Source organism: Embleya scabrispora (genome assembly GCF_002024165.1).
GTDB lineage: Bacteria > Actinomycetota > Actinomycetes > Streptomycetales > Streptomycetaceae > Embleya > Embleya scabrispora_A.
On record NZ_MWQN01000001.1, the window covers coordinates 3,275,893 to 3,301,522 of the forward strand.

General features: G+C 70.7%; 27 protein-coding genes. 9 read left to right on the forward strand and 18 right to left on the reverse strand.

The window, feature by feature from the left end; all coding sequences use genetic code 11:
• Positions 1–11: 11 nt before the first annotated feature.
• The 3 genes from B4N89_RS14565 to B4N89_RS14575 all read right to left on the reverse strand — a co-directional run bounded on the left by B4N89_RS14565 (position 12) and on the right by B4N89_RS14575 (position 1,455).
• Complete coding sequence (locus B4N89_RS14565) at positions 12–212, reverse strand: hypothetical protein (protein WP_078976267.1); 201 nt, start codon at positions 210–212, stop codon at positions 12–14.
• A gap of 152 nt (positions 213–364) precedes the next feature.
• On the reverse strand, positions 365–1,030 hold the full coding sequence (gene tenA / locus B4N89_RS14570; RefSeq protein ID WP_078976268.1) for a thiaminase II: 666 nt from the start codon (positions 1,028–1,030) through the stop codon (positions 365–367).
• A gap of 107 nt (positions 1,031–1,137) precedes the next feature.
• Complete coding sequence (locus B4N89_RS14575) at positions 1,138–1,455, reverse strand: cupin domain-containing protein (RefSeq protein ID WP_078976269.1); 318 nt, start codon at positions 1,453–1,455, stop codon at positions 1,138–1,140.
• A gap of 81 nt (positions 1,456–1,536) precedes the next feature.
• On the opposite strand from B4N89_RS14575, the gene B4N89_RS14580 reads away from it, so the two are divergent.
• The 4 genes from B4N89_RS14580 (at position 1,537) to B4N89_RS14595 (ending at position 4,634) form a co-directional block, all read left to right on the forward strand.
• Positions 1,537–1,914, forward strand: a complete 378-nt coding sequence (locus B4N89_RS14580; RefSeq protein WP_078976270.1) for a phage holin family protein — start codon at positions 1,537–1,539, stop codon at positions 1,912–1,914.
• 63 nt (positions 1,915–1,977) lie between these two features.
• Positions 1,978–3,099, forward strand: coding sequence for a cystathionine gamma-lyase (locus tag B4N89_RS14585; RefSeq protein WP_078976271.1), 1,122 nt, complete (start codon positions 1,978–1,980; stop codon positions 3,097–3,099).
• Positions 3,100–3,173: 74 nt separating this feature from the next.
• Positions 3,174–4,073: a LysR family transcriptional regulator gene (locus B4N89_RS14590; protein ID WP_078976272.1), complete on the forward strand. Its 900-nt coding sequence runs from the start codon at positions 3,174–3,176 to the stop codon at positions 4,071–4,073.
• 99 nt (positions 4,074–4,172) lie between these two features.
• Entirely contained in the window at positions 4,173–4,634 is a 462-nt protein-coding gene (locus B4N89_RS14595) for an NUDIX domain-containing protein (protein ID WP_078976273.1), read from the forward strand.
• 21 nt (positions 4,635–4,655) lie between these two features.
• Here the strand turns inward: B4N89_RS14595 and B4N89_RS14600 are convergent, their stop codons facing one another.
• The 5 genes from B4N89_RS14600 to B4N89_RS14620 form a co-directional block, all read right to left on the reverse strand.
• Positions 4,656–5,324 carry a response regulator gene (locus tag B4N89_RS14600; RefSeq protein ID WP_078976274.1) on the reverse strand — a complete coding sequence of 223 codons (669 nt, stop codon included), beginning with the start codon at positions 5,322–5,324 and terminating at the stop codon, positions 4,656–4,658.
• Positions 5,321–6,649 carry a sensor histidine kinase gene (locus B4N89_RS14605; protein WP_078976275.1) on the reverse strand — a complete coding sequence of 443 codons (1,329 nt, stop codon included), beginning with the start codon at positions 6,647–6,649 and terminating at the stop codon, positions 5,321–5,323. The genes B4N89_RS14600 and B4N89_RS14605 overlap by 4 nt, the downstream gene beginning before the upstream one ends.
• A gap of 23 nt (positions 6,650–6,672) precedes the next feature.
• The gene (locus B4N89_RS14610) at positions 6,673–8,841 is read right to left on the reverse strand and encodes an MMPL family transporter (protein ID WP_078976276.1); all 2,169 of its coding nucleotides are present in this window, start codon (positions 8,839–8,841) and stop codon (positions 6,673–6,675) included.
• Between the two features lie 586 nt (positions 8,842–9,427).
• Entirely contained in the window at positions 9,428–10,084 is a 657-nt protein-coding gene (locus B4N89_RS14615; protein WP_143657965.1) for a sensor domain-containing protein, read from the reverse strand.
• Positions 10,085–10,328: 244 nt separating this feature from the next.
• The gene (locus B4N89_RS14620) at positions 10,329–11,858 is read right to left on the reverse strand and encodes a DHA2 family efflux MFS transporter permease subunit (RefSeq protein WP_078976278.1); all 1,530 of its coding nucleotides are present in this window, start codon (positions 11,856–11,858) and stop codon (positions 10,329–10,331) included.
• 129 nt (positions 11,859–11,987) lie between these two features.
• Here B4N89_RS14620 and B4N89_RS14625 point away from each other — a divergent pair, with 129 nt between their 5' ends.
• Entirely contained in the window at positions 11,988–12,872 is an 885-nt protein-coding gene (locus tag B4N89_RS14625; protein WP_078976279.1) for a LysR family transcriptional regulator, read from the forward strand.
• A 12-nt stretch (positions 12,873–12,884) separates the two neighbouring features.
• On the opposite strand, the gene dnaB is transcribed toward B4N89_RS14625, so the two are convergent.
• Positions 12,885–14,258 (reverse strand): replicative DNA helicase, encoded by a 1,374-nt coding sequence (gene dnaB / locus B4N89_RS14630; RefSeq protein ID WP_101897088.1) that lies wholly within the window; start codon positions 14,256–14,258, stop codon positions 12,885–12,887.
• A 401-nt stretch (positions 14,259–14,659) separates the two neighbouring features.
• On the opposite strand from dnaB, the gene B4N89_RS14635 reads away from it, so the two are divergent.
• Positions 14,660–16,096: an MATE family efflux transporter gene (locus B4N89_RS14635; protein ID WP_235618618.1), complete on the forward strand. Its 1,437-nt coding sequence runs from the start codon at positions 14,660–14,662 to the stop codon at positions 16,094–16,096.
• A gap of 63 nt (positions 16,097–16,159) precedes the next feature.
• On the opposite strand, the gene B4N89_RS14640 is transcribed toward B4N89_RS14635, so the two are convergent.
• The 9 genes from B4N89_RS14640 to rpsF form a co-directional block, all read right to left on the reverse strand.
• Positions 16,160–16,369, reverse strand: coding sequence for a heavy-metal-associated domain-containing protein (locus B4N89_RS14640; protein ID WP_078976282.1), 210 nt, complete (start codon positions 16,367–16,369; stop codon positions 16,160–16,162).
• A 144-nt stretch (positions 16,370–16,513) separates the two neighbouring features.
• Positions 16,514–17,476 carry a hypothetical protein gene (locus B4N89_RS49780; RefSeq protein ID WP_078976283.1) on the reverse strand — a complete coding sequence of 321 codons (963 nt, stop codon included), beginning with the start codon at positions 17,474–17,476 and terminating at the stop codon, positions 16,514–16,516.
• A complete protein-coding gene (locus tag B4N89_RS14650) occupies positions 17,473–18,585 on the reverse strand; it encodes a hypothetical protein (RefSeq protein ID WP_078976284.1) in 1,113 nt (370 codons plus the stop codon). The genes B4N89_RS49780 and B4N89_RS14650 overlap by 4 nt, the downstream gene beginning before the upstream one ends.
• The gene (locus tag B4N89_RS14655) at positions 18,582–19,040 is read right to left on the reverse strand and encodes a DUF4188 domain-containing protein (RefSeq protein ID WP_078976285.1); all 459 of its coding nucleotides are present in this window, start codon (positions 19,038–19,040) and stop codon (positions 18,582–18,584) included. The genes B4N89_RS14650 and B4N89_RS14655 overlap by 4 nt, the downstream gene beginning before the upstream one ends.
• Positions 19,037–20,635: a phenylacetate--CoA ligase family protein gene (locus B4N89_RS14660; protein ID WP_101897089.1), complete on the reverse strand. Its 1,599-nt coding sequence runs from the start codon at positions 20,633–20,635 to the stop codon at positions 19,037–19,039. The genes B4N89_RS14655 and B4N89_RS14660 overlap by 4 nt, the downstream gene beginning before the upstream one ends.
• Positions 20,636–20,793: 158 nt before the next feature.
• Entirely contained in the window at positions 20,794–21,240 is a 447-nt protein-coding gene (rplI, locus tag B4N89_RS14665) for a 50S ribosomal protein L9 (RefSeq protein WP_078976286.1), read from the reverse strand.
• Between the two features lie 17 nt (positions 21,241–21,257).
• A complete protein-coding gene (rpsR, locus tag B4N89_RS14670; protein ID WP_020557174.1) occupies positions 21,258–21,494 on the reverse strand; it encodes a 30S ribosomal protein S18 in 237 nt (78 codons plus the stop codon).
• 69 nt (positions 21,495–21,563) lie between these two features.
• Positions 21,564–22,166: a single-stranded DNA-binding protein gene (locus tag B4N89_RS14675; RefSeq protein ID WP_078976287.1), complete on the reverse strand. Its 603-nt coding sequence runs from the start codon at positions 22,164–22,166 to the stop codon at positions 21,564–21,566.
• Positions 22,167–22,240: 74 nt separating this feature from the next.
• Positions 22,241–22,531: a 30S ribosomal protein S6 gene (rpsF, locus tag B4N89_RS14680; RefSeq protein ID WP_020557172.1), complete on the reverse strand. Its 291-nt coding sequence runs from the start codon at positions 22,529–22,531 to the stop codon at positions 22,241–22,243.
• Positions 22,532–22,779: 248 nt separating this feature from the next.
• Here rpsF and B4N89_RS14685 point away from each other — a divergent pair, with 248 nt between their 5' ends.
• The 3 genes from B4N89_RS14685 (at position 22,780) to B4N89_RS14695 (ending at position 25,608) form a co-directional block, all read left to right on the forward strand.
• Positions 22,780–23,109, forward strand: coding sequence for a hypothetical protein (locus B4N89_RS14685; RefSeq protein WP_078976288.1), 330 nt, complete (start codon positions 22,780–22,782; stop codon positions 23,107–23,109).
• A 220-nt stretch (positions 23,110–23,329) separates the two neighbouring features.
• Positions 23,330–24,448: a lipid II:glycine glycyltransferase FemX gene (locus tag B4N89_RS14690; RefSeq protein WP_078976289.1), complete on the forward strand. Its 1,119-nt coding sequence runs from the start codon at positions 23,330–23,332 to the stop codon at positions 24,446–24,448.
• Positions 24,449–24,576: 128 nt separating this feature from the next.
• A complete protein-coding gene (locus tag B4N89_RS14695; RefSeq protein WP_078976290.1) occupies positions 24,577–25,608 on the forward strand; it encodes an alanine racemase in 1,032 nt (343 codons plus the stop codon).
• Positions 25,609–25,630: the final 22 nt, after the last annotated feature.

The window sequence follows — 25,630 nt, forward strand, 5'->3', positions numbered from 1 at the left end:
CAGCGCCGGGTTCACTCCAGCGGATCGCGCGGTCCCCGACCGGTCACCGCCGTACGGGCGAGCACGACCATGCCGATCACCACGAACAACCCCACGACACCCTTGACGAGGACCATCAGGAAGGCCGAGAACAGCCAGATCAGCAACCAGCACAGCAGCACCAGCGCCAGCACCGGAACGCCGATGCGCGCCCACCGCGGCCATGTCTCCATCGTCCAACCCCCAAGTCACGCGAACCCACGCGAGACGTGCACACCAGGGGAGCACATTCCCCGGGAGGACACGCCCTACCCGGGAAGCCCGGTTCCGCTCCGCGCGACGGCGGCCCGACGTGCGCCGGGCCGCGCGACGCCGTACCCCGTGCTCAGACCGGCCAGCGCTCGCCTCGCCACGCGGCGTCCCAGAACATCCACTCGTAGCGCGCGGTGGTCGCGAAGTGTTCCAGCATCCGGGCCCTCTCGCCCGCCGACAGGTCCTCGCCGATCCGGTCCACCAGGTCCAGGACCGCGCGCACCGTCTCCTGGAACTCCTCGGCGCCGTACGTGGCTATCCACCGCCCGTACAGCTCGTCGGGCGAACCCTTGGCGAGCAGCGCGTCACCCACCCGGGCGTAGATCCAGTAGCAGGGCAGCACCGCCGCCACACCCTCGGCGAACGAGCCGTTGTGCACGGTGGCCATCAGGTAGCTGACGTAGGCGCGGGTGCTGGGCAACACCGGCTCGGTCGCCGTCGCGTCGGCCACCGAACTGCCGAAGTCGACCATGAAGCCCTCGTGCAGCGACCGCTCCGCCGCGATCGCCCCGGCCGCGTCCTGCGCGAACTGCACGGTCGTCGCCTCGTCCGGCGCCTTGGCCGCGCACACCGCGAGCGCCCTGGCGTAGTCGCGCAGGTAGTGCGAGTCCTGCACGACGTAGTGCCGGAACGCCTCGCGCGGCAGCGTGCCGTCGGTGAGCCCGTGGATGAAGGGGTGGTCGAGGATCGCCGCGTAGACGTCCTCGATCGACGCCCAGAGTTCGTCGCGCAGTGCCATCGGATGTACTTCCCGTCGTCGGATCCCGAGATGCGATTGTCGTACACGGCCGGCCGGCGGGCGGAACCACCGACGGCCGGGCGGGCCCGGCGCGGCCGGTCGCCCGCTCACGCCTCCGGCGGCGAGAAGAACACCAGCACGCGCAGCGGTTCGGTGATCCGGTGGAAGTGGTGCGGCACCTTGGCCGGCACGTACACCACGCTGCCGCGCGCGACGGCGGTCGACTCGTCGCCCACGGTGAGCGTGGCCCGACCGCTGATCACCACGTACGCCTCGTCCTGCCCGTGCGGCTTCTGGGTGTCGGTCTCGCCCGGCTCCAGGGCGTACAGGCCCATCGAGAAGTTCCGCTCACGCAGGAAACTCAGGTAGGCGCCCTGTTCGAAGGCGCGTTCCGCGTCCAGGTCGTCGAGGCGGAAGACCTTCATGTGACCAACTCCTTACCGACACGAGCAGACTTATCCTCCAGGCACGAGCGGGAGAGGCCCGCCGGGTGCCAGCATCAAGATATGAAAAGCCTGTTCATCAAACTTGTCGCCAACGCACTGGCCATCTGGTTCGCCGGCTGGTTCGTGTCCGGAATCGATCTCGCCGACGGTGCCTCGGCCGGCACCAGGGCCAAGACGATAATTTTCGTCGCGCTCATCTTCGGGATCGTCAACGCGATAATCAAACCGATCGTGAAGCTGCTCTCCCTACCGCTGTTCGTACTCACCCTCGGCCTGATCACCTTCGTGATCAACGCGCTGATGTTGTGGCTGACCGAGGCGATCTCCAACAAGCTCGATCTCGACTTCCACATCGACGGCTTCGGGGCGGCGCTGCTCGGCGCCCTGGTGATCGGCCTGGTCAGCTGGTTCCTGAGTCTGGTCCTGGACCGCGACTGACAACCGCCCGCCACGATGGATCGGCACGAGGTTTCACGTGAAACAGGCAGCGAGGGAGTCGTGATGGCCGACGAATGGAGCGACGGGACGCGCGCGGTCCGGGTGGGCAGCCCCGGCCACGCCCCGGGCGACCCCTTCCTGCCCGGGCCGGTGTTCGCCGGCACCTACCACCTGCCCGGCGAGCCGACCGGGCCCTACCAGTACGGGCGCTACGCCAACCCCACCTGGGCCGGCCTGGAGACCGCGATCGGCGCGTTGGAGGGCGCAGCCGACACGGTGACGTTCGCGTCCGGGATGGCCGCGGTCTCGGCCGTCCTGCTCGGCCTCACCGGGCCGGGCGACGTGGTCGTGCTGCCCTCTGACGGCTACCCCGCCACCCGCACGGTCGGCGCGCACCTGGCCGAGCGCGGGGTCGAGGTGCGCACCGTGCCGACCGCCGGGGACGACCTGGAACGGGCCCTGCCCGGCGCCCGACTGGTGTGGCTGGAGACCCCGAGCAACCCGGGCCTGGATGTATGCGACATCCGCCGCGTCGTGGAACTCGCGCACGCCGGCGGCGCCCTGGTGGCGGTGGACAACACGCTGGCCACGCCGCTGGGCCAACTCCCGCTCGCGCTGGGCGCGGACATCTCGGCGGCGAGCGGCACCAAGGCGCTGACCGGGCACAGCGACGTGCTGCTCGGCTACGTCGCCTGCGCGAGCGCCGAACTCGCCGAGCGGGTCCGGTCCTGGCGCTCGCTCACCGGTGCGGTGCCCGGACCGATGGAGGCGTGGTTGGCGCATCGCTCGTTGTCCACCCTCCAGTTGCGGGTGGAACGGCAGGGCGCCAACGCGCTGGCCGTGGCCGAGGCGCTGCTCGCCCGCCCCGAGGTCACCGACGTCCGGCACCCCGCGCTCAAGGGCGATCCGTCCTACGATGTGGCCACCCGTGTGATGCGGCGGTTCGGCTGCGTGGTGAGCTTCACGCTCGCCGACGCGGACACCGCTCGTCGCTTCCTGGGCGCCCTCGAACTGGTCGCCGACGCCACCAGTTTCGGCGGCGTGCACAGCACGGCCGAGCGACGTGCGCGCTGGGCCGGGAACGATGTCGCGGAGGGGTTCGTCAGATTCTCGGCGGGCTGCGAGGACACCGCGGATCTCGTCGCCGACGTGCTGCGCGCCCTGGACGCCGCCTCCCCGGGCTGACCTGCGACTTCGGGCAAGATCACGTGATGTCCCCGGCTCTCGGGAGTGGTCGGGGGACACGAGACGGGGGACCCGTGGACCTGACGCTGTTGCGCACTTTCCTGGCCGTGCACCGCGCGGGCTCCTTCACCCGGGCCTCCGCGTCGCTCGGACTGTCGCAACCGGCGATAACCGCGCAGATCCGCACCCTGGAAAAGCAGGTGGGCAAGCAGCTGTTCGAACGGCTGCCGCGCGGGGTGGCGCCCACCGGCCCCGCCGACGACCTGGCCCGCCGACTCGCCCCGCACCTGGACGCGATCGAGGAGATCGCCGCCCGCGAGCTGCGCGGCACCGACCCGATGCGGCGCACGGTGCACCTGGGCGGTCCCACCGAACTGACCGCGCTGCGCGTGTTGCCGTCGCTGGCCGACCTGGTCCGGCGCGGCCTGCGGTTACGGGTGACCCTGGGTCCCGGCGACACGCTGTTGGCCGGGCTCGCCGCGGCCCGGCACGATCTGGTCATCTCCGACGTGCGCCCGCGCGCCCGCGGGATCGTCGGCACGCCGGTCACCGACGAGGAGTACGTCCTGGTCGGCGCGCCGAACTGGGCCTCGCGGCTGCCGCAGAGCCGGATCCGGGCACAGGGCCCGGCCGCCCTGGAGGGGGTGCCGCTGGTCGGAGAGGCCGAGGAGCAGCCGCTGATCCGGCGCTACTGGTCCACCGTGTTCGATGCCAAGCCCACCGCGCCCGCCGCGGTGACGGTGCCCGACCTGCGCGCCGTCCTGGAGTGTGTGCGTGCCGGGCACGGCATCGCGGTGCTGCCGCGCTACCTGTGCGCCGAGGCGCTGGACCGGCGCGCGGTGGTGGCCCTTTTGGAGCCCGAACTGCCGCCGTTGCACACGGTGTTCCTCGCGGTGCGCGAGGGCACGCTGAGCCAACCGCACATCGCGCATCTGCACGGCGAGCTGATCGCGCGCGCCGCGCGCTGGGCATGATCCCTTCGCGTGGGGTGAGACAGGCATAAACCGGCCGCTCCGTCGGAAAGCAAGTCTCAGACGGGGGGCCACGCCTGGCGAGAAAGCAGAGGCACGACGATGCGTTCAGTGGTGAAGCGGACGGCACGCGCGATCCTCCTCGACGAGGAGGATCGGATGGTGCTGATCAAACGCACGAAGCCGGGCAGCCCCCCGTACTGGATCACCCCCGGCGGCGGCGTCGAGCCCGAGGACACCACGGTCGTCGAGGCGCTGCGGCGCGAGGTGTTCGAGGAGTTGGGCGGCAAGATCGGCCGACCGGTGCCCGCGTTCGTGGACACCGTGCCCGAGCCCGGCGGGGTCAAGATCCAGCACTTCTTCGCCTGCCGGCTCGAATCGATGGACCCCGCGCTGCGGCACGGGCCCGAGGTGGACGAGCCGAACGGCGAGTACGACATCGTGCGCGTACCGTTCACGCCGTCCGGACTGGCCTCGGTCGGGCTGGTGCCGGCCGGCCTCGCGGCCTATCTGCGGGCCAACGTCGAGGGCATCCACACCCTGCTCGCGGGCGATCTGGGCTGACGCGCGCCGGGACGCGGGAGGTCAGCCGCGTCCCGGTCGAACCATCCCCGACTCGTAGGCGATCACCACGAGTTGCGCGCGATCACGCGCGCCGAGCTTGACCATCGCCCGACTGACATGGGTCTTGGCGGTCAGCGGTGAGACGAACAGGTGCTCGGCGATCTCGTCGTTGCTCATCCCGGCCGCGACCAGCGACAACACCTCACGCTCGCGGTCGGTCAGCGCCTCCAGCCGGTCCGGGGCGGCCACCTTGGGTTCGGGCTGGGACAGGAAGCGGGCCACCAGGGCGCGGGTGGCGCCCGGCGAGAGCAGCGCGTCTCCCGACGCGACGGTCTTGATCGCCTTGAGCAGGTCCTCTGGGTCGGTGTCCTTGACCAGGAACCCGCTGGCCCCGGCCCGCAGCGCCTCGAACACGTACTCGTCGACCTCGAACGTGGTCAGCACCAGCACCCGCACTCCGGCGAGATCGTCGTCGCGCACGATCCGCCGGGTCGCCTCCAGACCGTCCATGCCGGGCATCCGGATGTCCATCAGCACCACGTCCGGGGTGGTCTCCCGGGCCAGCGCCAGTGCCTCGGTGCCGTTCGCCGCCTCGCCGACCACCACCAGCTCCGGGTCGCTGCCGACCAGCACCTTGAAACCCGAGCGCACCAGCAGTTGGTCGTCCGCGATCAGCACGCGCACCGTCATGAGGACTCTCCTTCGCGGCGCGCCGGCGGCGCGCCCTTGTGGTGCGGCAGCACCGCGTGTACCGAAAACCCGCCGTTGGGGCCGGGGCCCACCGCGAGCGAGCCGCCCACGGCGACCGCCCGTTCCCGCATGCCGAGCAGGCCGTGGCCGGTGCCGTCGGCGCCGCCCGTATGCCCCGGCTCGGGGGTGCCGCGGCCGTCGTCGAGCACGTCGACCTCGACCGCGTACTCCCCGTAGACCACCCGCACGATCGCGGTGGCCCCGTCGCCGGCGTGTTTCATCGCGTTGGTCAGCGACTCCTGGACGATCCGGTACAGGGCCAGGCCGACCGGTGCGGACGGGGTCCGGTCCCGGCCGGACTCCTCGAGCAGCACCGGCAACCCCGCGTTGCGGTAGGACGCCACCAGCGATTCCACGTCGTCCACCCCGGGGGTCGGCTCGGTGGGCAGGTCGTTGTCGCCGTCCTGGCGCAGCACGCCCAGCGTGGTGCGCAGTTCGGCCAGCGCGTCGCGGCTGGCCACCTTGATGTGTACCAGCGCCTCCTTGGCCTGCGGCACGTCGCGATCGATGACGTGCGCGGCCACGCCCGCCTGGATGTTGATCATCGCGATGCTGTGCGCGACCACGTCGTGCAGCTCGCGGGCGATCCGCATACGTTCGGCGGTGACCCGGCGCCGGGCCTCGTCCTCGCGCTCCTGCTCGGCGCGGGCGAGGCGGGCCTGTACCTCCGCCCAGTAGGCCCGCTTCGCGCGGACCGCCTCGCCGATCGCGACCGGCAGATACATCCAGATCCCGGACAGGTACTTCTCCGGGGACAGGAACCCGTCGGGGGTCAGCCCTATCCGCATGCCGGTGTGCAGCAGGGCCACGGCCGAGGCGATCAGCACCGAGCGGCGCAGCTGGCCGCGCGCGGCCACGGTGTACAGCGCCACCATGGTCGGGATCAGGATCGGCCCGTCGAGGCCGTCGGCGGCCAGGTAGAAGATCTGGCCCGCCTCGGTGAGCGCCAGCACGGTCAGCGGCCAGCGCAGCCGGCCGAGCAGCACCAGGCAGGTGAGCGCGGCGATGGCCAGGTTGAACGCGTCCGGGCTGCCGGTGGTGTCCTGCCGCCTGGTCGACCCGATCGCGCCGCCGATCACGCACAGCAGCACCGTGGCGACCAGCAGCAGCTCGCCCAGCCACGGCCGACAGCTCAGCCGCCGGGCGAAGGGCCTGGGCAGCGGCAACAGCGAGGGCTCGACCGACTCCCCGGTCCGGGTGCCGTTCCCGGCGCCGGACGCGGGAAGACCCCGCACGGCAACTCGCGCGGGGCCTTCCGCGGCCATCTGCTCTCCTCGGTCCTACCGGGTCATCGGTCCCCGGCGAACACCGGCTTCCTGTCCTCGTCGCCCCGGCCGACCGGCCCCGTCGCCCGGTCGCCGTGTCCCGGCCACCACGCGGCGTGCCCGATCAGGGCGGTCACCGAGGGCACCAGGAACATCGACATCACGAACGCCGAGATGCAGATCCCGACCGAGACCGCGAAGCCCATCTGGGTCATCATGTCGATGCCCGCCATCATGAGCGACGCGAACGTTCCTGCCAGGATGACACCCGCGGCGGCGATCGAGGGACCCGCGTGCTCGACGGCCAGCGCGGCGGCCTGCCTCGGCTCGTGTCCCTCCTTGGCCTCCTCGCGCAATCGGGCGACCATCAGGATGTTGTAGTCGGTGCCGATGGCGACCACGAACATGTAGATCATCACCGGCAGCATGAACATCACGCCCGAGTTGCCCGCCAGCGTCTGGAAGACGAGGACCGTCGCGCCGATCGTCGAGATGAAGCCCAGGACCACCGCCAGCATCAGGTACCACGGGGCCACCACGCTGCGCAGCAGCAGGCCCAGCACCAGCGCGATCAGCAGACCGGCGACCGGGAAGATCACCGACAGGTCGCGGTTGGTGGCCTTGCGGATGTCGGTGAAGGCCGCGGTCTGGCCGCCCACCATCGCCTTGGTGCCCTCCGGCCGGTGGGCGTGCGCGAAGTCGCGCAGCGGGTCGATGGTGTCCAGCGCCTTGTTCGCGAACGGGCTCTCCTTGAGCACGATGGCGATCTCGGCGGACTTCCCGTCGCCGCTGACCTTGACGTGCGAACCCTTCGCGTCCTCGCCGGCCTCGTTCAGGTCGCCGACGCCCTTGACGTCCTTGAACGACAGGGCGAAGCGCTCCGCCGCGCCCTTGTCGATCGGCTTGCCGTCGGTGCTCTCGAGGTAGATCTGCGTCGGGTTGAGCGTGCCCGCCGCGAAGTCGAGCTGCATGTCCTTCATCGACTTGGCCGACTCGGTGTCCCCGGGCAGCTGACCGAGTTGGTCGTAGTCGGCCTTGAAGTTCAGCGCGCCGGCGGCGAAGGCCACCATGACCACGCCGGCAACCAGGGCCACCGCGACCGGCTTGCGCCCGACCAGGCCGCCGATGCGGTGGAAGGCGGTGCCCTTGGGCTGGTGCTGCCAGGTCTTGGACGGCCAGAACACCTTCGGGCCGATCAGCGACACCACGGCGGGTACCAGGGTCAGCGCGGCGATCGCCATCACGATCACCGCGATGGCCAGACCCGGGCCCATCGACTTGAACGAGCCGAACGTGGCGAGCAACATCGCGCCGAAGGCGATCACCACGGCGCCGGCGGCCGAGGCGATGGCCTCGCCCACCCGCTCGACGGAGACGATCATCGCCTCCTTCTTGTCGTCACCCGCGCGCAGTCGTTCCCGGTAGCGGAAGAGCAGGAAGAGGATGTAGTCGGTGCCGATGCCGAACAACACCACGATCAGGATCGTGTTCAGCGACTGGTCCACCTGCAGTCCGGTGGCCTTGCCGACGATGGCGATCACGGGCGAGGCGACCATCGACACCAGCGCGACCATGATCACCGGCAGCAGGGCCGCGATCGGACTGCGGTAGATCGCCAGGAGCAGCACGATGATCAGCACGATCGTGACGATGCCGACGATCGCCTCGGCCTTCTTGAAGGCGTCCTCGTTGTCGACGTTGATCGCCACGCTGCCGGTGAAGCCGAGCTTGAGGTCGGTCTTGTCGAGCATCGGCTTCGCCTTGTCGCGGAGCTTCTTCAGCGCCTCGTTGACGAACTTGTCCTGCTGTTCGCCCTTGATGTAGGCGGTGCCCAGGGCGATCCGGTCCTTGGCGGCGCCCGCCTCGACCTTGCTGACGTGCTCGACGCCGGCCGCGCCCAGGTTGCCGGTGATCTCCTTGACCCTGGTCTTGTCGGCCTCGGTCAGGTTCTTGCCGTCGGCACGCTTGAAGACCAGCAGCGCGGTCTGCTCGGTGGACTGCGGGAAGGCCTTCTCGGCGAGGTCTTGGGCCTGTACGGACTCGTACTTGCCGGGCAGGAAGCTCGACTGGTCCTGGTTGGTCAGATCGCTCAGCTTCGGCGCGAACATGACGAGGGCGATCGCGGCTATCAGCCAGGCCGCGATCACCTTCCAGGGGTTGTGGACGACGAGCCTGCCGAGTCGTCCGAACATTGATCTCTCCTCGGTCGCGTGCGCGATCCCGCGGTGTGACCGGCCCCCGAGGACGCCTTGTGATCCGATTCACAAGGCGTGCCGATCGCCGCACGAACCGAGAGAACGCTGGTGGTGTCAGCTTCGACGGTAGGCAGGCGGCGCCGGCCACTTCAAACGAAATCGGGCCCCGGAGCACAAGTTCCGCCCCGGGGACTACAGGGACGCACCACGCTCGCAGACGCCCCCACGACCACCTACTCCAGCGGGAGTAGACACATCTCGTGCCCGCGGATGAACGTCTGTGCGGACGGGTGGGCACGAAGACCCGACACGAAGACCCAGCACGAACCCACCGCACGCCAAGCGCGACCGGACACGATCGGACCCATGCGGCGGGCCCCGAACAGACCCCGTGCCCCGGGACCCGCCGTAGGGGAAGCGAGCGGTCCGCGGCCTTCCGGGGGAGGGAGCCCGTGGACCGCCGCCGCCTCCCCGCCACACCCGCCGCCCGTCGGGAACCCGGCCACGCACGCCGCCGCACGCCGGGGCGGAGGGCGTCCCGGCGGGCGGCGGCTGTCGAAGGGGCGGGGTTCGCGGTCGGCGGCTACGCGGCAGCGGGGTAGGCGACCGGCATGACGCTCCGCTCCGGCGCGGACACCGGGCCCAGCAGGCTCCGGGTCCACCGCGCGTGCGCCCGCAGCAGTGCCGGCCCGGACAGGAATCCGACGACCAGCGCCGCCGCGCCCAGCGGCACCGCGTACAGCGCGTCGGTCGCGTCCCGGACGTGGATGAAGCCGTACCAGAGCGAGCCGCCGGCGTCGTCGATCGGCTCCCGGATGAACGGCATCACCAGGCCCTCGACGCCGAACACGAGCAGCGCGAGCGGCAGTATCGCGAGCAGCGTGCCGACCACCGGGTTCAACAGCGTCCACAGCAGGTCCCGCCAGGTGGCCGGGTCGGCCAACAGCGCCGCATTGCGCCGCCACAGCCCGGCGATCCCCCGCGCGGGCGGCACGGCGCGGTACGGCTGCTCGATCTCGACACCCGACCAGCGCGCGGCCTGCCCGCGGGCCTGCCGGGCGAGCAGCCGGGTGGCGTAGACCACCGGCGGCAGCACAAGCAGGCCCACCCCGGTGGGAACCACCCCGATCGCGGTCGCGGTCACCGTGAACAGCGCGACCTGCGGCACCGCCTGCGACACCATCGCCAACCCGCGCAGCGGTGCCGCGACCCTCGCACCCGGCGTCCCCGTGCCGTCCATGATCGCGATGTCCTCTCGCCGTCCGTCCCCGCGCGGCCCCTCCGGCCCCGCATCCACGAGTCTGGTTCCGCGCGACCCGAGAAGCACTGCGCCGACCCCCCGACCCGGGGTGGGCCCAGCCCCACCTCCGGCGCCGGACTGCTCCACACCGGCGACGCCTGGGCGATGCGTCACCTGTACGTGGAGAACATCCGGGGATCCGAGGGCCGTGATCGGCGCCTGACCCGGGCCGAACGGGGCGGCCTCAGTTCGCCGCCGGCGCCGCGAGCGGGGTGGCCTCCCGGGGGGTGGCCCGCGGCTTCGGGCCGGGCCGCATCAGGATCGTGACGAGCACCGCGGCCACCACGCCGACCAGGCCCGCCACGAGGTAGGTCGCCTGGACGCCGGCCACCGCCGCCGAATGCGCGGCGCCGTCCACCAGCGTTCGGTGCTCCGGCGCGGCGGCGTGCACGAGGGCGTCCGTCCGTCCGCCGGCGATCGTATGCGCGGCGCCCGCCGGATCGGCCAGGCCGCGCCCGGACAGGTCGGCCCGCGCCCGGGCGGTGAACACGCTGCCCAAAACCGCGATACCGAACGCGAAGCCCAACTGCCGGGTGGTGTTGACCGCGCCGGCGGCCATCCCGCCCCGCGTCGCCGGCACCGACGACATCGACACCGAGCCCAGGATCGGCGTGGCCATCCCCACCCCCACGCCGACCAGCGCGAAGCCCGGCACCAGCGCCGGCCACCCCGCCGAGCCGTGCAGGAGCGCGGCGGTCAGCAGCCCACCGGCGCCGACCGCGAGCAACCCACCGCCGATCACCAGGTCGGGACGCCGACCGTGCAGCACCCGGCCGAACACCGCGGAGACCACGAACGCGACGATCGACATCGGCAACCCGGTCAGCCCCGCGCCGATCGGACTCATCCCGCGCACGGTCTGGAGCCAGATCGAGGTGTAGGAGAAGCCGGCGAAGGCCGCGAAGGTGAGCAGGAAGCCGGCGAGCAGCACCCCGACGAACGTGCGGTTGCGCAGCAGTGCGAGGTCGAACAGGGGTTGCCCAAAGCGCACTTCGATCACCGTGAAGCCGGCGAGCGCGACGACCGAGACGACGAGCAGCCACCGGACTCCGGCGTCCGACCAGCCGTCCTCGTTCGCCCGGATCAGCGCGTACGTGGCGGCGGCCGCCGCGACGGTGAAGCCGACCATGCCGGCGAAGTCGAGCCGACCCGCGACCGTCGGCCGCACAGGCGCCAGGACCCGCAGGCACAACACGATGGCCACCGCGCTGACCGGCAGGTTGACGAAGAAGATCCAGCGCCACGACACCCCCTGGGTGAGCAGCCCGCCCAGGATCGGGCCGACCGCTGCCGAGGCGCCCGCGACCGCTCCCCAGACGCCGTACGCGCTGCCCCGATCGCGCCCGGCGTAGGCGCTGTTGAGCAGGGCGAAGGTGGTGGCGAACATCGCCGCCGCGCCGCCACCCTGTACGGCCCGCGCACCGATCAACACCCCCGTGCCGGGGGCGAGCCCGCACGCCAGGGACGACAGTGCGAAGAGCGCGAGTCCGCCGACGTAGATCCGCCGGTGGCCGAAGCGGTCGGCGATCGAACCGGCGCCGAGCACGAGCGCGGCCAGGGCCAGGGCGTAGGCGTCGACGACCCATTGCAGCGCCCCGAAGGACGCGTCCAGGTCGCCGACCATGTCCGGGAGCGCGACATTCACGATCGTGACGTCGATGAGCAGCATGAACGTGCCCAGGCACACCGTGATCAGGGGCAGCCACTTGCGCATGTCGATACCTGTTTCCGGCGAGGGCGGCGGGGCGGGGGCAGGCCCGGTGCGGCTCCCCGACACCCAGTCTGGAGAGCGCCCTACCAGAAATCCAACAGATTGAAATTATGAAAGCTAGAATCCACAGTCATGGAACTGAGGCAGCTCGAATACTTCGTCGCGGTCGCCGAGGAGCGCAACTTCACCCGGGCGGCGGAGCGGGTGCACATCAGCCAGTCGGGGGTCAGCGCGCAGATCCGACAGCTGGAACGCGAGCTGGGCGCCGAGCTGTTCGAGCGCTCGGCGCGCGGCGTCACGCTCAGCGTGGCGGGAAAGGCCGCGCTCGAATACGCCCGCGCCGCACTGGCCGCCGCCGGGTCGGTGGGCCAGGCGGTCGGCGAGGTGACCGACCTGATCCGCGGCCGAGTCATCATCGGCATGGTCGTCGGCTGCACCATCACCCCGCTGTTCGACGCCCTGGCCGCCTTCCACCGGGCGCATCCCGGGGTGGAGATCGCGCTCCGGGAGAACAACTCCGACGCCCTCACCCACGACGTCCGTACCGGGGCCACCGACCTGGCCCTGATCGGAGTCGCCGAAACCACGCCCGAGGACCTGGAGGCGATGACGATCATCGACGAACGCCTCGTCGCGATCTTCCCGCCCGACCACCCGCTGGCGGCCCGCTCCCGGATCACCCTGTCCGACGTGACCGCCCACCCGATCACCTGCATGCCCCCGGGCACCGGCCTGCGCACCGTCCTCGACCGGGCCTGCGCGGCCCGCGACCTGCACCCCAGGATCACGCTGGAGGCCGGCGCGGCCGACGCGATCGCCGACCTCACCGCTCGCGGCCTGGCGGTCGGCGTCCTCAGCCAATCCATGGCCTCCCGCTACGCCGACCGCCTGCTCGCCCGCACCATCGCCGACGTCAAAACCCCGGCCCTGCTGGCCCTGGTCTGGAAACACACCCACAACCCGGCCGTCCGAGAACTCCTCACCCACACCCGCAGGGCCTTCGCCCCGACCCCGTGACCGACCCGGGTCTCAGCTCTGGGCCATGTCCACGAAGCGCGAGTAGTGCCCCTGGAACGCCACGGTGATCGTGGCCGTCGGGCCGTTGCGGTGCTTGGCCACGATCAGGTCCGCCTCCCCGGCCCGGGGCGATTCCTTCTCGTACGCATCCTCGCGGTGCAGCAGGATGACCATGTCTGCGTCCTGCTCGATCGAACCACTCTCGCGAAGGTCGGAAACCATCGGCTTCTTGTCGGTGCGCTGTTCGGGGCCACGGTTGAGCTGGGACATCGCGACCACCGGGACCTCGAGTTCCTTGGCCAGGAGCTTCAGGTTTCGCGACATCTCGGAGACCTCCTGCTGCCGGTTCTCGGCCCGGCGCGAGCCGCCTGACTGCATCAGCTGGAGGTAGTCGATGATCACCAGGCGCAGGTCGTGCTTCTGCTTGAGCCGGCGGCACTTGGCCCGGATCTCCATCATCGACAGGTTCGGCGAGTCGTCGATGTACATCGGCGCGGCGGTGACCTCGCCCATCTTGCGCGACAGGCGGGTCCAGTCGTCGTCGGTCATGCTCCCGGACCGCATGTGATGCAGCGCGACCCGCGCCTCCGCCGACAACAGGCGCATCATGATCTCGTTGCGCCCCATCTCCAGCGAGAAGATCACACTGGCAAGACCATTCCTGATCGAACAAGCGCGCGCAATGTCCAATCCGAGCGTTGATTTGCCCATGGCGGGGCGGGCGGCGATGACGATCATCTGGCCGGCGTGGAGGCCGTTGGTGAGGGAGTCCAGGTCGGTGAAGCCGGTGGGGATGCCGGACATCTGGCCGCCGCGGGAGCCGATCGCCTCGATCTCGTCGAGGGCGCCCTCCATGATGTCGGCCAGCGGGGCGTAGTCCTCGGTGGTGCGCTGCTCGGTGACCTTGTAGACCTCGGCCTGGGCGTTGTTGACGATGTCGTCGACCTCGCCGTCGGCCGCGTATCCCATCTGCACGATCCGGGTGCCCGCCTCGACCAGGCGGCGCAGCACCGCCTGTTCGCGCACGATCCGCGCGTAGTACTCGGCGTTGGCCGCGGTCGGCACGGACGAGATCAGGGTGTGCAGGTACGGGGCGCCGCCCACCCGGCCGATCTCGGTGCGCTTGGTCAACTCGGCGGCGACGGTGACCGCGTCGGCCGGTTCGCCCCGGGCGTACAGGTCCAGGATCGCGTTGTAGACGAGTTCGTGGGCGGGCCGGTAGAAGTCGACCGGCTTGAGGTTCTCCACGACGTCGGCGATCGCGTCCTTGGACAACATCATGCCGCCGAGGACCGACTGTTCGGCCGCGATGTCCTGCGGCGGGGTCCGCTCGAATCCTTCGCGGGCCGGTTCGGGCCGGGCCTCTTCGAACTCGGAGACGCTCATGCCCGGGGTCTCCTTTCGACAAGGCTCGCGCGAGATCGCACCGCAATTCCCGTGTCCTTCATACGCCACACGGCCGACAGAATCGCCGCACGACGCGGCATGCGGCCCTTCACCGTACGGGTGGACCCCGAGCCGGCCAAGGCGGTCATACACAGGGCCTGTGGATAACTGTGGACAACCTGTGGAGAGAGACGGGTCCAGCTGTGCACAAGCTGTGCGCAGTCGACCGTCCACGCTTCGCAATCATGTCCACAAACCGCCTCTGACCTGCGACTTCTCTATCCACCGGCTGTGTATGTGAAAAACTGTTGGGCGAATCATGCGGCTATCGCCCCACGTGTGCACCCGCGTACGCCCCGCGCTCGCCGGTAATGACCAGAACGGCATTGTGCCCCTTACCTGTGGATGACTACCGTGGACGGGTGCCGTCCACCCCCTCCTCGCCGACGAACCCTCCGGCGACCGATCCACAGCCGCTCGATGCACAGCCGCTCGATCCACCGCCGGCCACCGCGCCCGCGCCCACCCCCCGGCCCCGGGCGCACGACCGCGACATCCTGCGGCTGGCCGTCCCCGCGTTCTTCGCCCTCGTCGCCGAGCCGCTGTTCGTGCTCGTCGACTCGGCGATCGTCGGCCGCCTCGGCACCCCGCAACTGGCCGGACTCGGCGTCGCGGGCGCGATGCTGACCACCCTGGTCAACCTGTGCGTGTTCCTCGCCTACGCGACCACCGCCGCCGTCGCCCGGCTGCTCGGCGCCGGCGACCCGCGCGCCGCGATCCGCCAGGGCCTGGACGGCGTCTGGCTCGCCGCGCTGCTCGGCCTCGCGCTGACGGTGGTCGGCCTGGTCACCGCCCCGTGGATCGTCGCCGCCTTCGGCGCCTCCGACAGCGCCGGCCCGTACGCGGTCACCTACCTGCGGATCGGCTCGCTCGGCGTACCGGCGATGCTGATCGTGCTGGCCGCCACCGGCGTGCTGCGCGGCCTCCAGGACACCCGCACCCCGCTCCTGGTCGCGGTCCTCGGCTTCTCCGCCAACCTGCTGCTCAATCTCGGCTTCGTGTACGGCCTGCACTGGGGGATCGCCGGATCCGCGTGGGGCACGGTGATCGCCCAGACCGGCATGGCCGCGGTCTACCTCGTCACCGTCGTGCGCGGCGCCCGTCGGCACGGCGCATCGCTGCGCCCCGACCTCGCCGGCATCCGCGCCTCCGCCGGCGCCGGCGCACCGCTGTTCGTGCGCACCGTCAGCCTGCGCGCGATCCTGATCGGCGCCACCGTGGCGGCGACCCGCATGGGCGACACCTCGATCGCCACCCACCAGGTCGCCTGGCAGGTGTGGACCTTCCTCGCCTTCGCCCTCGATGCCCTCGCGATCGCCGCCCAAGCCATCGTCGGCCGGGCCCTGGGCGCGGGCGACGCGACCGGTGCCCGCGCCGCCACGCGCCGGATGCTGGTGTGGGGGGTGTGGACGGGGGCGCTGTTCGCGATCGTGGTGGTCGCCGCGCGCCCGCTGTACATCCCGCTGTTCACGGCCGACCCGGCGGTGCGCCACCTGCTGGCCGGCACGCTGCTCGCGGTCGCCGTGCTCCAGCCGGTGGCCGCCGCGGTGTTCGTCCTGGACGGGGTGCTGATCGGCGCGGGCGACGGGCGCTACCTCGCACTGACCATGCCGCTCGTGCTGGCCGCGTTCGGTGCGGCCCTGGGCACGGTGCTCGCCCTCGGCGGCGGCCTGATCGCGATGTGGTGGTGGGCGATCGGCACCTTCATGCTCGCCCGCGTGATCCTGCTCGGCCATCGGGTCCGCGCCGACGCGTGGTTGGTGACCGGCCGCCGCTGAGCGCGCCCACTCCCGAGGGCGAACCCGCCGTCCCGCCGGTGCGACCGACGGGACGGCCTCGCCTCACGCTCCGACGACCTCGTAGCCCGCCTCGACGACCGCCGCACGCACCGCGTCGGGGTCCACCGGCTGCGCCGACGTCACGGTGACCAGACCCGAGGCCAGTTCGACCGCGACATCGGTCACGCCCGCCACCTCGGAGACCTCCTCGGTGACGGAGGACACGCAGTGACCGCAGGTCATTCCACTGACGGTGAAGGTGGCGGTGCTCATGACGGTGATCCTTTCCTCGACGCGGAGACCATCGTCGGCTCCACGATCGCGAACCTATACCCCTAGGGGGTATGAAGGCAAGCCGATCCGACCACTCTTTCGAGCGATGCCACAACCCGCCCGAACCGGTCCGCCCCCGCCCGCTCAGTCCGTCAACCGCGCCGACCGCACCGGCTCGCCCACCGGCCGCCCCACCCGGAACACCGCCAACGGCACCGCCCCCACCCGACCCGCCACCTCCTCCGCCGTCCGCGCGCAGTCGATCAGCTGGCTGAGCGGATGCGTCGCGTAGCCGTGCCGGGCCAACGTCAACCAACACCGGAACAACCCCCGCCCCGGCTCCAGCAGTTCGGCCGCGTCCCCGGGCGCGGCCGGCGCGGTCGCCACCAGCACACTCCCGTCGTAGCGCAACACCCCCCGCGAGGAAGCCGCCAGCACCCGTGCCAGCCCGACCGGACGCAACACCCGATACACCCCCGGCCGCAACACCGCGTGCAGCGCCCGCGCCTCCACCCCGGACAACGCCAACGCCCGCCCGGTCAACCCGTCCCGCGCCGACTCCCGCTCCGCCCGCAACCGCAACCACCGGCGCAACTCGCCGACCAGCGCCGGATCCCCGAACATCCACCGATCCGCCTCGTCGAGCAGCGGCGCCAGTTCCCGCGTCCCACCCCGCCACAGACCCGCCGACCCGGCGAACGCGTCTCCCGCCTCCGCGAACACCGCGTCCGGCAACGCCCCCGGCTCGTACGCCCCCCGCGCACTGCGCCGCCCGGTCAAGTCCGCCGCCGTGAACGGCGTGCGATAACACTCGTCCGCCCGGACGAACCGGGCCACCATTCCCCGCCCACGCTCCGCCGCCCCCGCGTACTCCACCCGCAACGGCACCCCCAGCGCCGCCGAGGCGATCGAGAACGCCTCCACGAACGCCCCCAGCCCCAGGAACAGGTCCCGCCGCCCGGGATCACCGACCGGCAACGCCCGCGCCGGATCCCAGGACAACGCGTAGCCCAGAGCGCCACTCGGCGCCAGCGTCCACGGCTGGGTGTTGTGCGCACTCGGCGCCCGCCCGGCCAGCCGGAGCAGATCCGCGAGTTCGGTGCTCATCGGGCACTCCCGACCGGCTTCGTGTAGAAGGTGTGCCCGTGCAACTCCCGCCCGCCGATCCGGCGGTACTGCGCCGCCGACGCCTTGTTGTCGTCCTCGACCCATGTGCTGCGCAACGTGTCGTAGCCGCCCGCCCGCAGCGCCCGATACTGCTCCCGTGCGAGCAGGGTGAGATAGCCGCGCCCCTGGGCCCCGGGCACCGTGCCCTTGATGATCAACACCGCCTCCCGGCGATAGCGCCCCCGCGTCGCCAGCAGCCGCACCTGGTTGCCCACGTGCAGATCGCCGCGGATCCGGATCAAGAACTCCGAGATGTCCGGCACCGCGAGGGTGAACGCGACCGGCTCGCCGGCCCGCTCCAGCCACAACAGCAGCGACTCGTCCAGCAGATACGCCAAGCCCTCGGTCTGCGCCCGCAGTTCGTCCAGCGCGATCGGCGTGTAGTAGCCCAACTGCGCGAAACTCGCGTTCAACATCGTGTGCAGGATCGGCAGTTGCTCGGCCAACCGACGCCGAGAACCGCGCCGGATCACCAGGTGCTCGGCGGCGATCCGCGCGTCGTCAAAGACATAGGTCGCCGCCGGATCGTCCACCCGCTGGGCCAACCCCGGACAGATCCACGTCGACGCCGAGAACCGCCGAGCGAACCCGGCCCGTTCGTAGGTCTCCGGATACCGCGCCGGATTCCACGCCGAGTCCACGAAGCCGCGCTCGGTGAACCCCGACGTGATCACCCCGCCGGTCTGGTTCGGCAACAGCGCCACCGGCCCGAACAGGCTCTTTGCCCCCGCCCGCACGGCCCGCTCCTCGATCAGCTCCACCAGCCGGGCGAACACCGCCGGGTCCTCGGCGAACTCGGTGAGCCCGAACAGCTGATGCCGCCCGCCCACCTTGGCGTCGAACCGCGCCTCGGTGTGCGTACAGGTGCGCCCCACCGCCCGCCCGGCCCGATCGCGCACCAGATACAGCTCGATCCCCGCCCGCGCCCACCGCCGCACCTGATCGCGCAGCACCGGCACATAGCGATCCCTCGGGTGCAGCCGCAGCGGCAACGCGCAGAAGTCGCGCAGCGCGCGCCGGGACCCCACCCGCTCCACGGTGAGCGTCACGACCTCTTCGCCTTCCGGTGCACCGGCGGGCCGCTCTCCTCGCGGCCGATCGGGGTGAACTCCTCGATGTGCGCCATCTCGCGCCCCTCGGCCCGCCACTCGCCGTTGCTGTACCCGCCGGGCTGCGCGTCGAAGATCCGGATGAACCCCGCCGTGCCGTTGCGATCGCCCCGGTCGGTCATCCAGCACATCAGATCGCGGTGCGCGCTCGTACGGGCGAACCGCATCAGCGCCTCACGGTCGGCGAACACCGCGATGGTGCCCAGCGTGAACGGCCCCTGCAGGTAGACCTTGTGCCAGCGGTAGCCGTCCATGCGCTTCATCGTGCGCACCATCCGCAACCACGGCCGGGCCAGCGAGAGCAGCGAACGCGGACCGCTGTAGTGCGTGGCGCCGATGAACATCGCCTCGCCCCGCGCCTGCGGCGGCGCCGCCGAGAAATCGGTGGTCCTCATCGCTGCTCCCCTTCCACGGATCCCACGGATCCCACGGATCCCACGGGTCCCGCCGATTCCGCGGGCTTGACGAGATAGACGTTCTTGATCCGGGTGGTGCCGCGCAGGAACGGCCCGGTCCGGAAGTCGTGCACCAGCACCCGTACATCGGCCGCCGTCGGGTCCTCCGCGAGCGACTGCGCGAAGTCCCGGCTGACCCGGGCCAGATGCCGCACCACACCCTCCCGGCAGACCAGGGCGAGCTTGTCCCGATCCGCCTCGTCCAGCGAGGTCCCGTCGCGCAGCTGCAGGTTGACCACCGGACGGCTCTCCAGGTCGGCGTACTCGTCGACGGTCAGGCAGAACCCCTCCAGGTGCGCCGCCATCGGGTTGTCCCGGTAGAGCCCGTACTCGACGTCCTGCGGATAGATGTTCGCGCCCATGTAGGAGATCGTGCTGTCCTTGCGGCCGAACAGCAGCAGCAGCGGCAGCCGCATGCCCTCCACCCGCGCCGCGCGCTCCCAGTCGGCCCACGCCTCGCGGTCCGGCCGGATCATCTCCTCGACCTCCGGGAAGGTCAGCAGCCGACCCTCGTCGCCGATGTTGTAGCGCACCTTCGGACTCATCACCGCGGTCGAGTTGATCGTGCAGATCACCTCGTCCTCGGCGTTGGTCTCCAGGTAGGTCTCCAGCGGGTTGTACTGGAACACCATCGGCACCCGGCCCTCGTCCGGCCCCAGCATCCGGGTGCGCAGCCGCTCGTCGGTCAGCAGCCGCTTGCGCAGCCACACCGTCGCGTCGCTCTCGCCGGCCATCCCTATCGTCAGGTCGGAGGCGCCGTAGCCGGAGCGCACCTTGACGAAGCGCTCCTCCAGGTAGTCGCGCAGCGCCTCGGTCATGCCCTCGCCGCCGACGAAGCCGTACATCCGGTGCCGGGTCCAGTCGAAGCCGTCCGCGTCCAGCCGGTCGCGCAGGTGCTTGAGGAACGGCGGGTACGCGGTGACCAGGTAGGTGAAGCGCGGCCCGAAGTGGCGCAGCGTGTCCACGATCTTGTCGATGTCGGGGCCGGTGTTCTTCACCATCGCCACGCGCGCCATCGCGATACCGGTGTTGGTGCCGGTCGCCCACGCGCCCATCGAGTAGGCGTTGATCACGAACAGCTTGCGCCGGGGGAAGACCATCGACGTGTAGCCGGCCACGTTGCGGTGCACCGACTTGAGTTCGCGGCGCGAGCGCAGCCAGTTGTGCGGCGTGCCGGAGGAGCCGGACGACTCGTCCACCACGGTCCCGGCCACCTCCAGGGCGCCCAGCCAACAGCGGCTGTCCTCGGGATACGCCTTGACGTAGTTCTCCTTGGACGTCTCCGGGTACGACGCGAGGTCGAACCAGCGGAAGCGCCACCGGTGCCGGCGCAGGAAGTCGCGGTAGGCGGGCACATCGAGCGCGGCGAACTGGCAGGTCATCCACGCGTGTCGACGGGCGAACCGCTGCATCCACGGCCGATAGTGGGTGGCCGTCCAGCGCCACACCACGGGATGGACCCGGTAGAGCTGATACAGCCCGGTCAGCGCGAAGCTGACCACGCGCAGCAACCACTGTCGGATGAATCTGGCCATGACCGCCCGCCCCTTTGCCCCGCCGGCCCACCCGGCGCGTACGTCCAGACTGGGCCTCGGGAGGTGGGCGCGACATGAGTACCACTACTCATTCGGTACTCGGAAAACGCCGAACGGCCCGACCCCGCAAGGGGGTCGGGCCGTTCGGATGGTTCGGGTCAGGCGGGCACGACGTCGAGGTCGAGCGCGGCCGACACCTCCTGGTGGAGGCGAACCGTGATGCGGTGCGACCCGACGGTCTTGATCGGAGTACCGATCTCGACGCGCCGCTTGTCGATGTCCGGACCGCCGGCGGCCTTGATGGCCGCCACGACGTCCGCGACGGTGACCGAGCCGAACAGGCGGCCCGTGTCGCCGGCGCGCGTCTGGAGCGTCACCTTGAGGCCCGCGAGCCGACCCTTGACCTCGGTGGCCTGGTCGAGCGTGCGGATCTCGCGAACCTTGCGGGCGCGACGGATGGCCGCCACGTCCTTCTCCCCGCCGCGGCTCCAGCGGATCGCGTAGCCGCGCGGGATGAGGTAGTTGCGGCCGTAGCCGTCCTTGACCTCGATGATGTCGCCGGGCTCACCGAGACCGGTCACCTCGTGGGTGAGGATGAGCTTCATGACAAGATCACCCTTTCTCAGCGAGCAGTGCTGGTGTACGGCAGCAGCGCCATCTCGCGGCTGTTCTTGACGGCCACGGCGACGTCACGCTGGTGCTGCGTGCAGTTACCGGTCACGCGACGAGCGCGGATCTTGCCACGGTCGGAAATGAACTTCCGCAGCAGGTTGGTGTCCTTGTAGTCCACATAGGAGATCTTCTCCTTGCAGAACACGCAGACCTTCTTCTTAGGCTTGCGCGCAGGCGCCTTCGCCATTGTGCTCTCCAGATCGTTTCAGAAGTCTTCAGCTCGGGTCGCGACCCGCCCCTTGTGCCGTTCTCCGGCCTAGAAGGGGGGTTCGTCCGAGTAGCCGCCCGGCGGGGGACCCCAGCCCCCCGCGCCGCCGCCGCCCTGCTGCTGGCCGCCCCCTGCGGGGGTTGCCCACGGGTCGTCGGCGGGTGCGCCACCGCCCTGCTGGGGACGACCGCCGTAGCCGCCGCCTCCCTGCTGACCGCCGCCCTGCTGACCGCCGTAGCCGCCACCCTGCTGACCGCCGCCGTAACCACCCTGGCCGCCGCCACCGCGGCTCGCCTTGGTGACCTTGGCGGTCGCCCACTTCAGGGTCGGGCCGATCTCGTCGACCTCGAGCTCCACGACGGTGCGCTTCTCGCCCTCTTTGGTCTCGTAGGACCGCTGCTTCAGCCGGCCCTGGACGATGACGCCCGTGCCGCGCTGGAGGGATTCCGCCACGTTCTCGGCCAGCTGCTTCCAGGCCGAACAGCGGAGGAACAGCGCTTCGCCGTCCTTCCACTCGTTCGTCTGACGGTCGAACGTGCGCGGCGTGGACGCCACGGTGAAGTTCGCGACGGCGGCACCGCTGGGCGTGAAGCGCAGTTCCGGGTCGGCAGTCAGGTTCCCGACAACAGTGATGATGGTCTCGCCTGCCATGCTGACCCCTTCGCTGATTTCAGCGCAGTGCTGCGTTTCGTCGTGCGGTGCGATTGGTGGTGCGCGAGCTCGGACTAGCGCTGGTCGGGACGCAGGACCTTGGTCCGCAGCACCGACTCGTTGAGGTTCATCTGACGGTCGAGTTCCTTGACGGTCGCGGGCTCCGCGGCCAGGTCCACGACGGCGTAGATGCCCTCGGACTTCTTCTTGATCTCGTACGAGAGCCGACGACGGCCCCACGTGTCGATCTTCTCGACCTTGCCACCGTCGTTGCGGATGACATTGAGGAACTGCTCGAGCAGCGGCGTGACCGCGCGCTCTTCGAGGTCCGCGTCGAGGATGACCATGAGTTCGTAGCTACGCATGTGAACACCCACCTCCTGTGGACTGGATCGGCCACGGGATCTCCGTGGCAGGAGGGCTTGCGTAAATCGCCGCCACGCCAAGGCGGCCCCTTGGGCGAAACGCTCAGGGGGTGCCGAGAGTGCAGCGGACGGTACAGCGTACCCGGACCGGCAGACAGTCTCGAAATCCGAGCATGACGCCGGTCACGCCAGGGGATGGATATATGGACAAATTGGTCCGTCCCGCAGTCACTCACCGGAGGTGTGTGATGGCACATCCGATCCGCCGTACAGCGCCGGCCGCGCCCGCCGCCGGGGCGCACCGGCCCCGGCTGACCCTCAACTCCGACGGCCGTGCCCATCCCCGCGAGAACGCGCTGGTCGCCGCCGTCGTGCTGTTCGCGCTGGTGGCCGGCATCTGCGCGTTCTTCAAGGGCATGCACATCCTGGGCGCGTGGACCGCGCTGGCCGGCGTGGGAACCGGCCTGGTCAGCCAGATGTTCTCGGCGACCACGGAGGAGCGGGTGGTCACCGTGCTCGCGCTCGGCGTCTCGGCCGTCGCACTGTTCATGAACATGTTCCACGGCGGCCTGTACTGACCCGCCGCACCGCCCGCCCGAAGCGGCCCGCCGGACCGGCATCCGGCGGGCCGCTCGCGGTCCGCGACCCCGCCGCGCGCCGCCGATCCGGGCGCCCGCTTCGCCGGTGAAGGTCCGCATCGCCCCCGTACCGTCCCGCCTGCGACGCCCGACACGATCCATGGCGCCCGCAGGCGCAGTAACCTCTGTCACGGCCGAACCGATATCGAGGAGCTCTTACATGTCTTTGCGCCTGAGGACGCTCACCGCCGAGGAGCACCTGGCCTTCATCAAGGGCAGGCCCTCCGTGAGCTTTCTTCAGTGCCCCTCCTGGGGTGCGGTGAAGAGTGAGTGGCGATCCGAGAGCATCGGTTGGATCGACGAGTCGGGCGCCGTCGTGGGCGCGGCACTCGTGTTGTACCGGCAGCTGCCGAAGATAAAGCGCTACCTCGCCTACATGCCCGAGGGCCCGGTCATCGACTGGTTCGACGGCGACCTGCGGCGATGGCTCGACCCGATGCTCGCGCACCTGAAGAGTCGGGGCTCGTTCTCGGTCAAGATGGGTCCGCCCGTGGTGATCGCCCGCTGGGAGGCGGAGACGATCAAGAAGGCGATAGCGGCCAAGTCGGCCAACCGGCTGCGTGACCTGACCCCCGACTGGACCGACGAGCGCGGCTCCGAGCTGGAGCGGCAACTGCGCGGCCTGGGCTGGCAGCAGGACGCCTCGGGCGGGGCCGGGTTCGGCGACGTGCAGCCGCGCTACGTCTTCCAGGTGCCGCTGGTGCGGCGCAGCCTCGACGACGTGCACGCGGGCTTCAACCAGCTGTGGCGGCGCAACATCAAGAAGGCCACGAAGGCCGGTGTCGACGTGGTCCAGGGCGGCTACGACGACCTGCCGGTGTTCCACGAGGTCTACAAGGTCACCGCCGTGCGCGACCACTTCACCCCGCGCCCGCTGGCCTACTTCCAGGGCATGTGGAAGGCGCTCAACGCCGAGGACCCCGAGCGCATGCGGCTGTACCTGGCCAAGCACGAGGGAGAGGTGCTCGCCTCCACCACGATGGTCACCGTGGGCGACCACGTCTGGTACTCGTACGGCGCGTCCGCCAACCACAAGCGCGAGGTCCGGCCCTCGAACGCGATCCAGTGGCGGATGTTGCGGGACGCGTACGCGCTCGGCGCCTCGGCCTACGACCTGCGCGGCATCAGTGACACCCTGGACGAGAACGACCACCTCTTCGGGCTGATCCAGTTCAAGCTCGGCACCGGCGGCCAGGCCGTCGAATACCTCGGCGAGTGGGACTTCCCGCTCAACAAGATGCTGCACAAGGCACTCGACATGTACATGTCGCGCCGCTGACCGCTCGGCCGGCGGCACCCCGAGTCGCCGGCCGCACGTGGTCACCGCGACGCAGCCCACGTCGCGTGCTCCGCCTTCGCCCCGCGTCCCCAAGGCACGCCCCACACCCGGAAGGCCCCGAAACGCCCATGTCGCTCACGCTCTACGTCGATGCCGCCCGGTGGCGCAAGCACCAGGACGAGGTCCGCGACACGTTCCCCGGCCTGGTGCCGGTGATGAAGGGCAACGGCTACGGGTTCACCAATCCGAGGCTGGCCGAGGAGGCCACCCGGATGTGCGTGGACACCGTGGCCGTGGGGACCACCTACGAGGCCGCGCTGGTCAAGGACTACTTCGACGGCAAGGTCCTGGTGCTCACGCCGTATCTGCGCGGCGAGGAGGCGGTGCCGCTGCCGGATCGCACCATCCGCACGGTCTCCTCCGTGCAGGCGGCGCGGGACCTGGTGGGCTGCCGGATCGTGGTCGCGTGCATGACGACGATGAAGCGCGACGGGGTCACCGAGGAGGAGTTGGTCAAGCTCCGCACCGGGATGGACGACGTCCGGTTGGAGGGCTTCTCGCTGCACCTGCCGCTGGATCATCCGGACGGCTACGACCCGGTCGTCGAGGTGACGGGCTGGGTGGAGCGGCTGCGTGCGGCACGCCTGCCGGTGCGGACGATGTACGTCAGCCACCTGACCGCGGCCGAGTTGGGGGTGCTGCGCGAGCGGTACCCGGACACCGAGTTCCGGCCTCGGATCGGTACCGACCTGTGGCTGGGCGACCACGACGCGCTGGCCAGCCGGGGCACGGTGCTCGACGTGGTGCGGATCGCGCGCGGCGAGCGGTTCGGCTACCGCCAGCGCAAGGCGCCGAGCGACGGGCACCTGGTCGTGGTCAGCGGCGGCACCGCGCAGGGGGTCGGCCTGGAGGCGCCCAAGACGGTGCGCGGGGTGATGCCGAGGGCCAAGGGCGTCGCGCGCGCCGGGCTGGCCACCGTCAACCGTTCGTTGTCCCCGTTCACCTGGGCGGGCAAGCAGCGCTGGTTCGCCGAGCCGCCGCACATGCAGGTCAGCCTGCTGTTCCTGGCCAACGACGTGGCCCCGCCCAAGCCCGGCGACGAGTTGGAGGCGGCGCTGCGGCACACCACGACGCACTTCGACCGGATCGCGATCCGCTGATCCGGGCGCGCGTCCGCCGAAC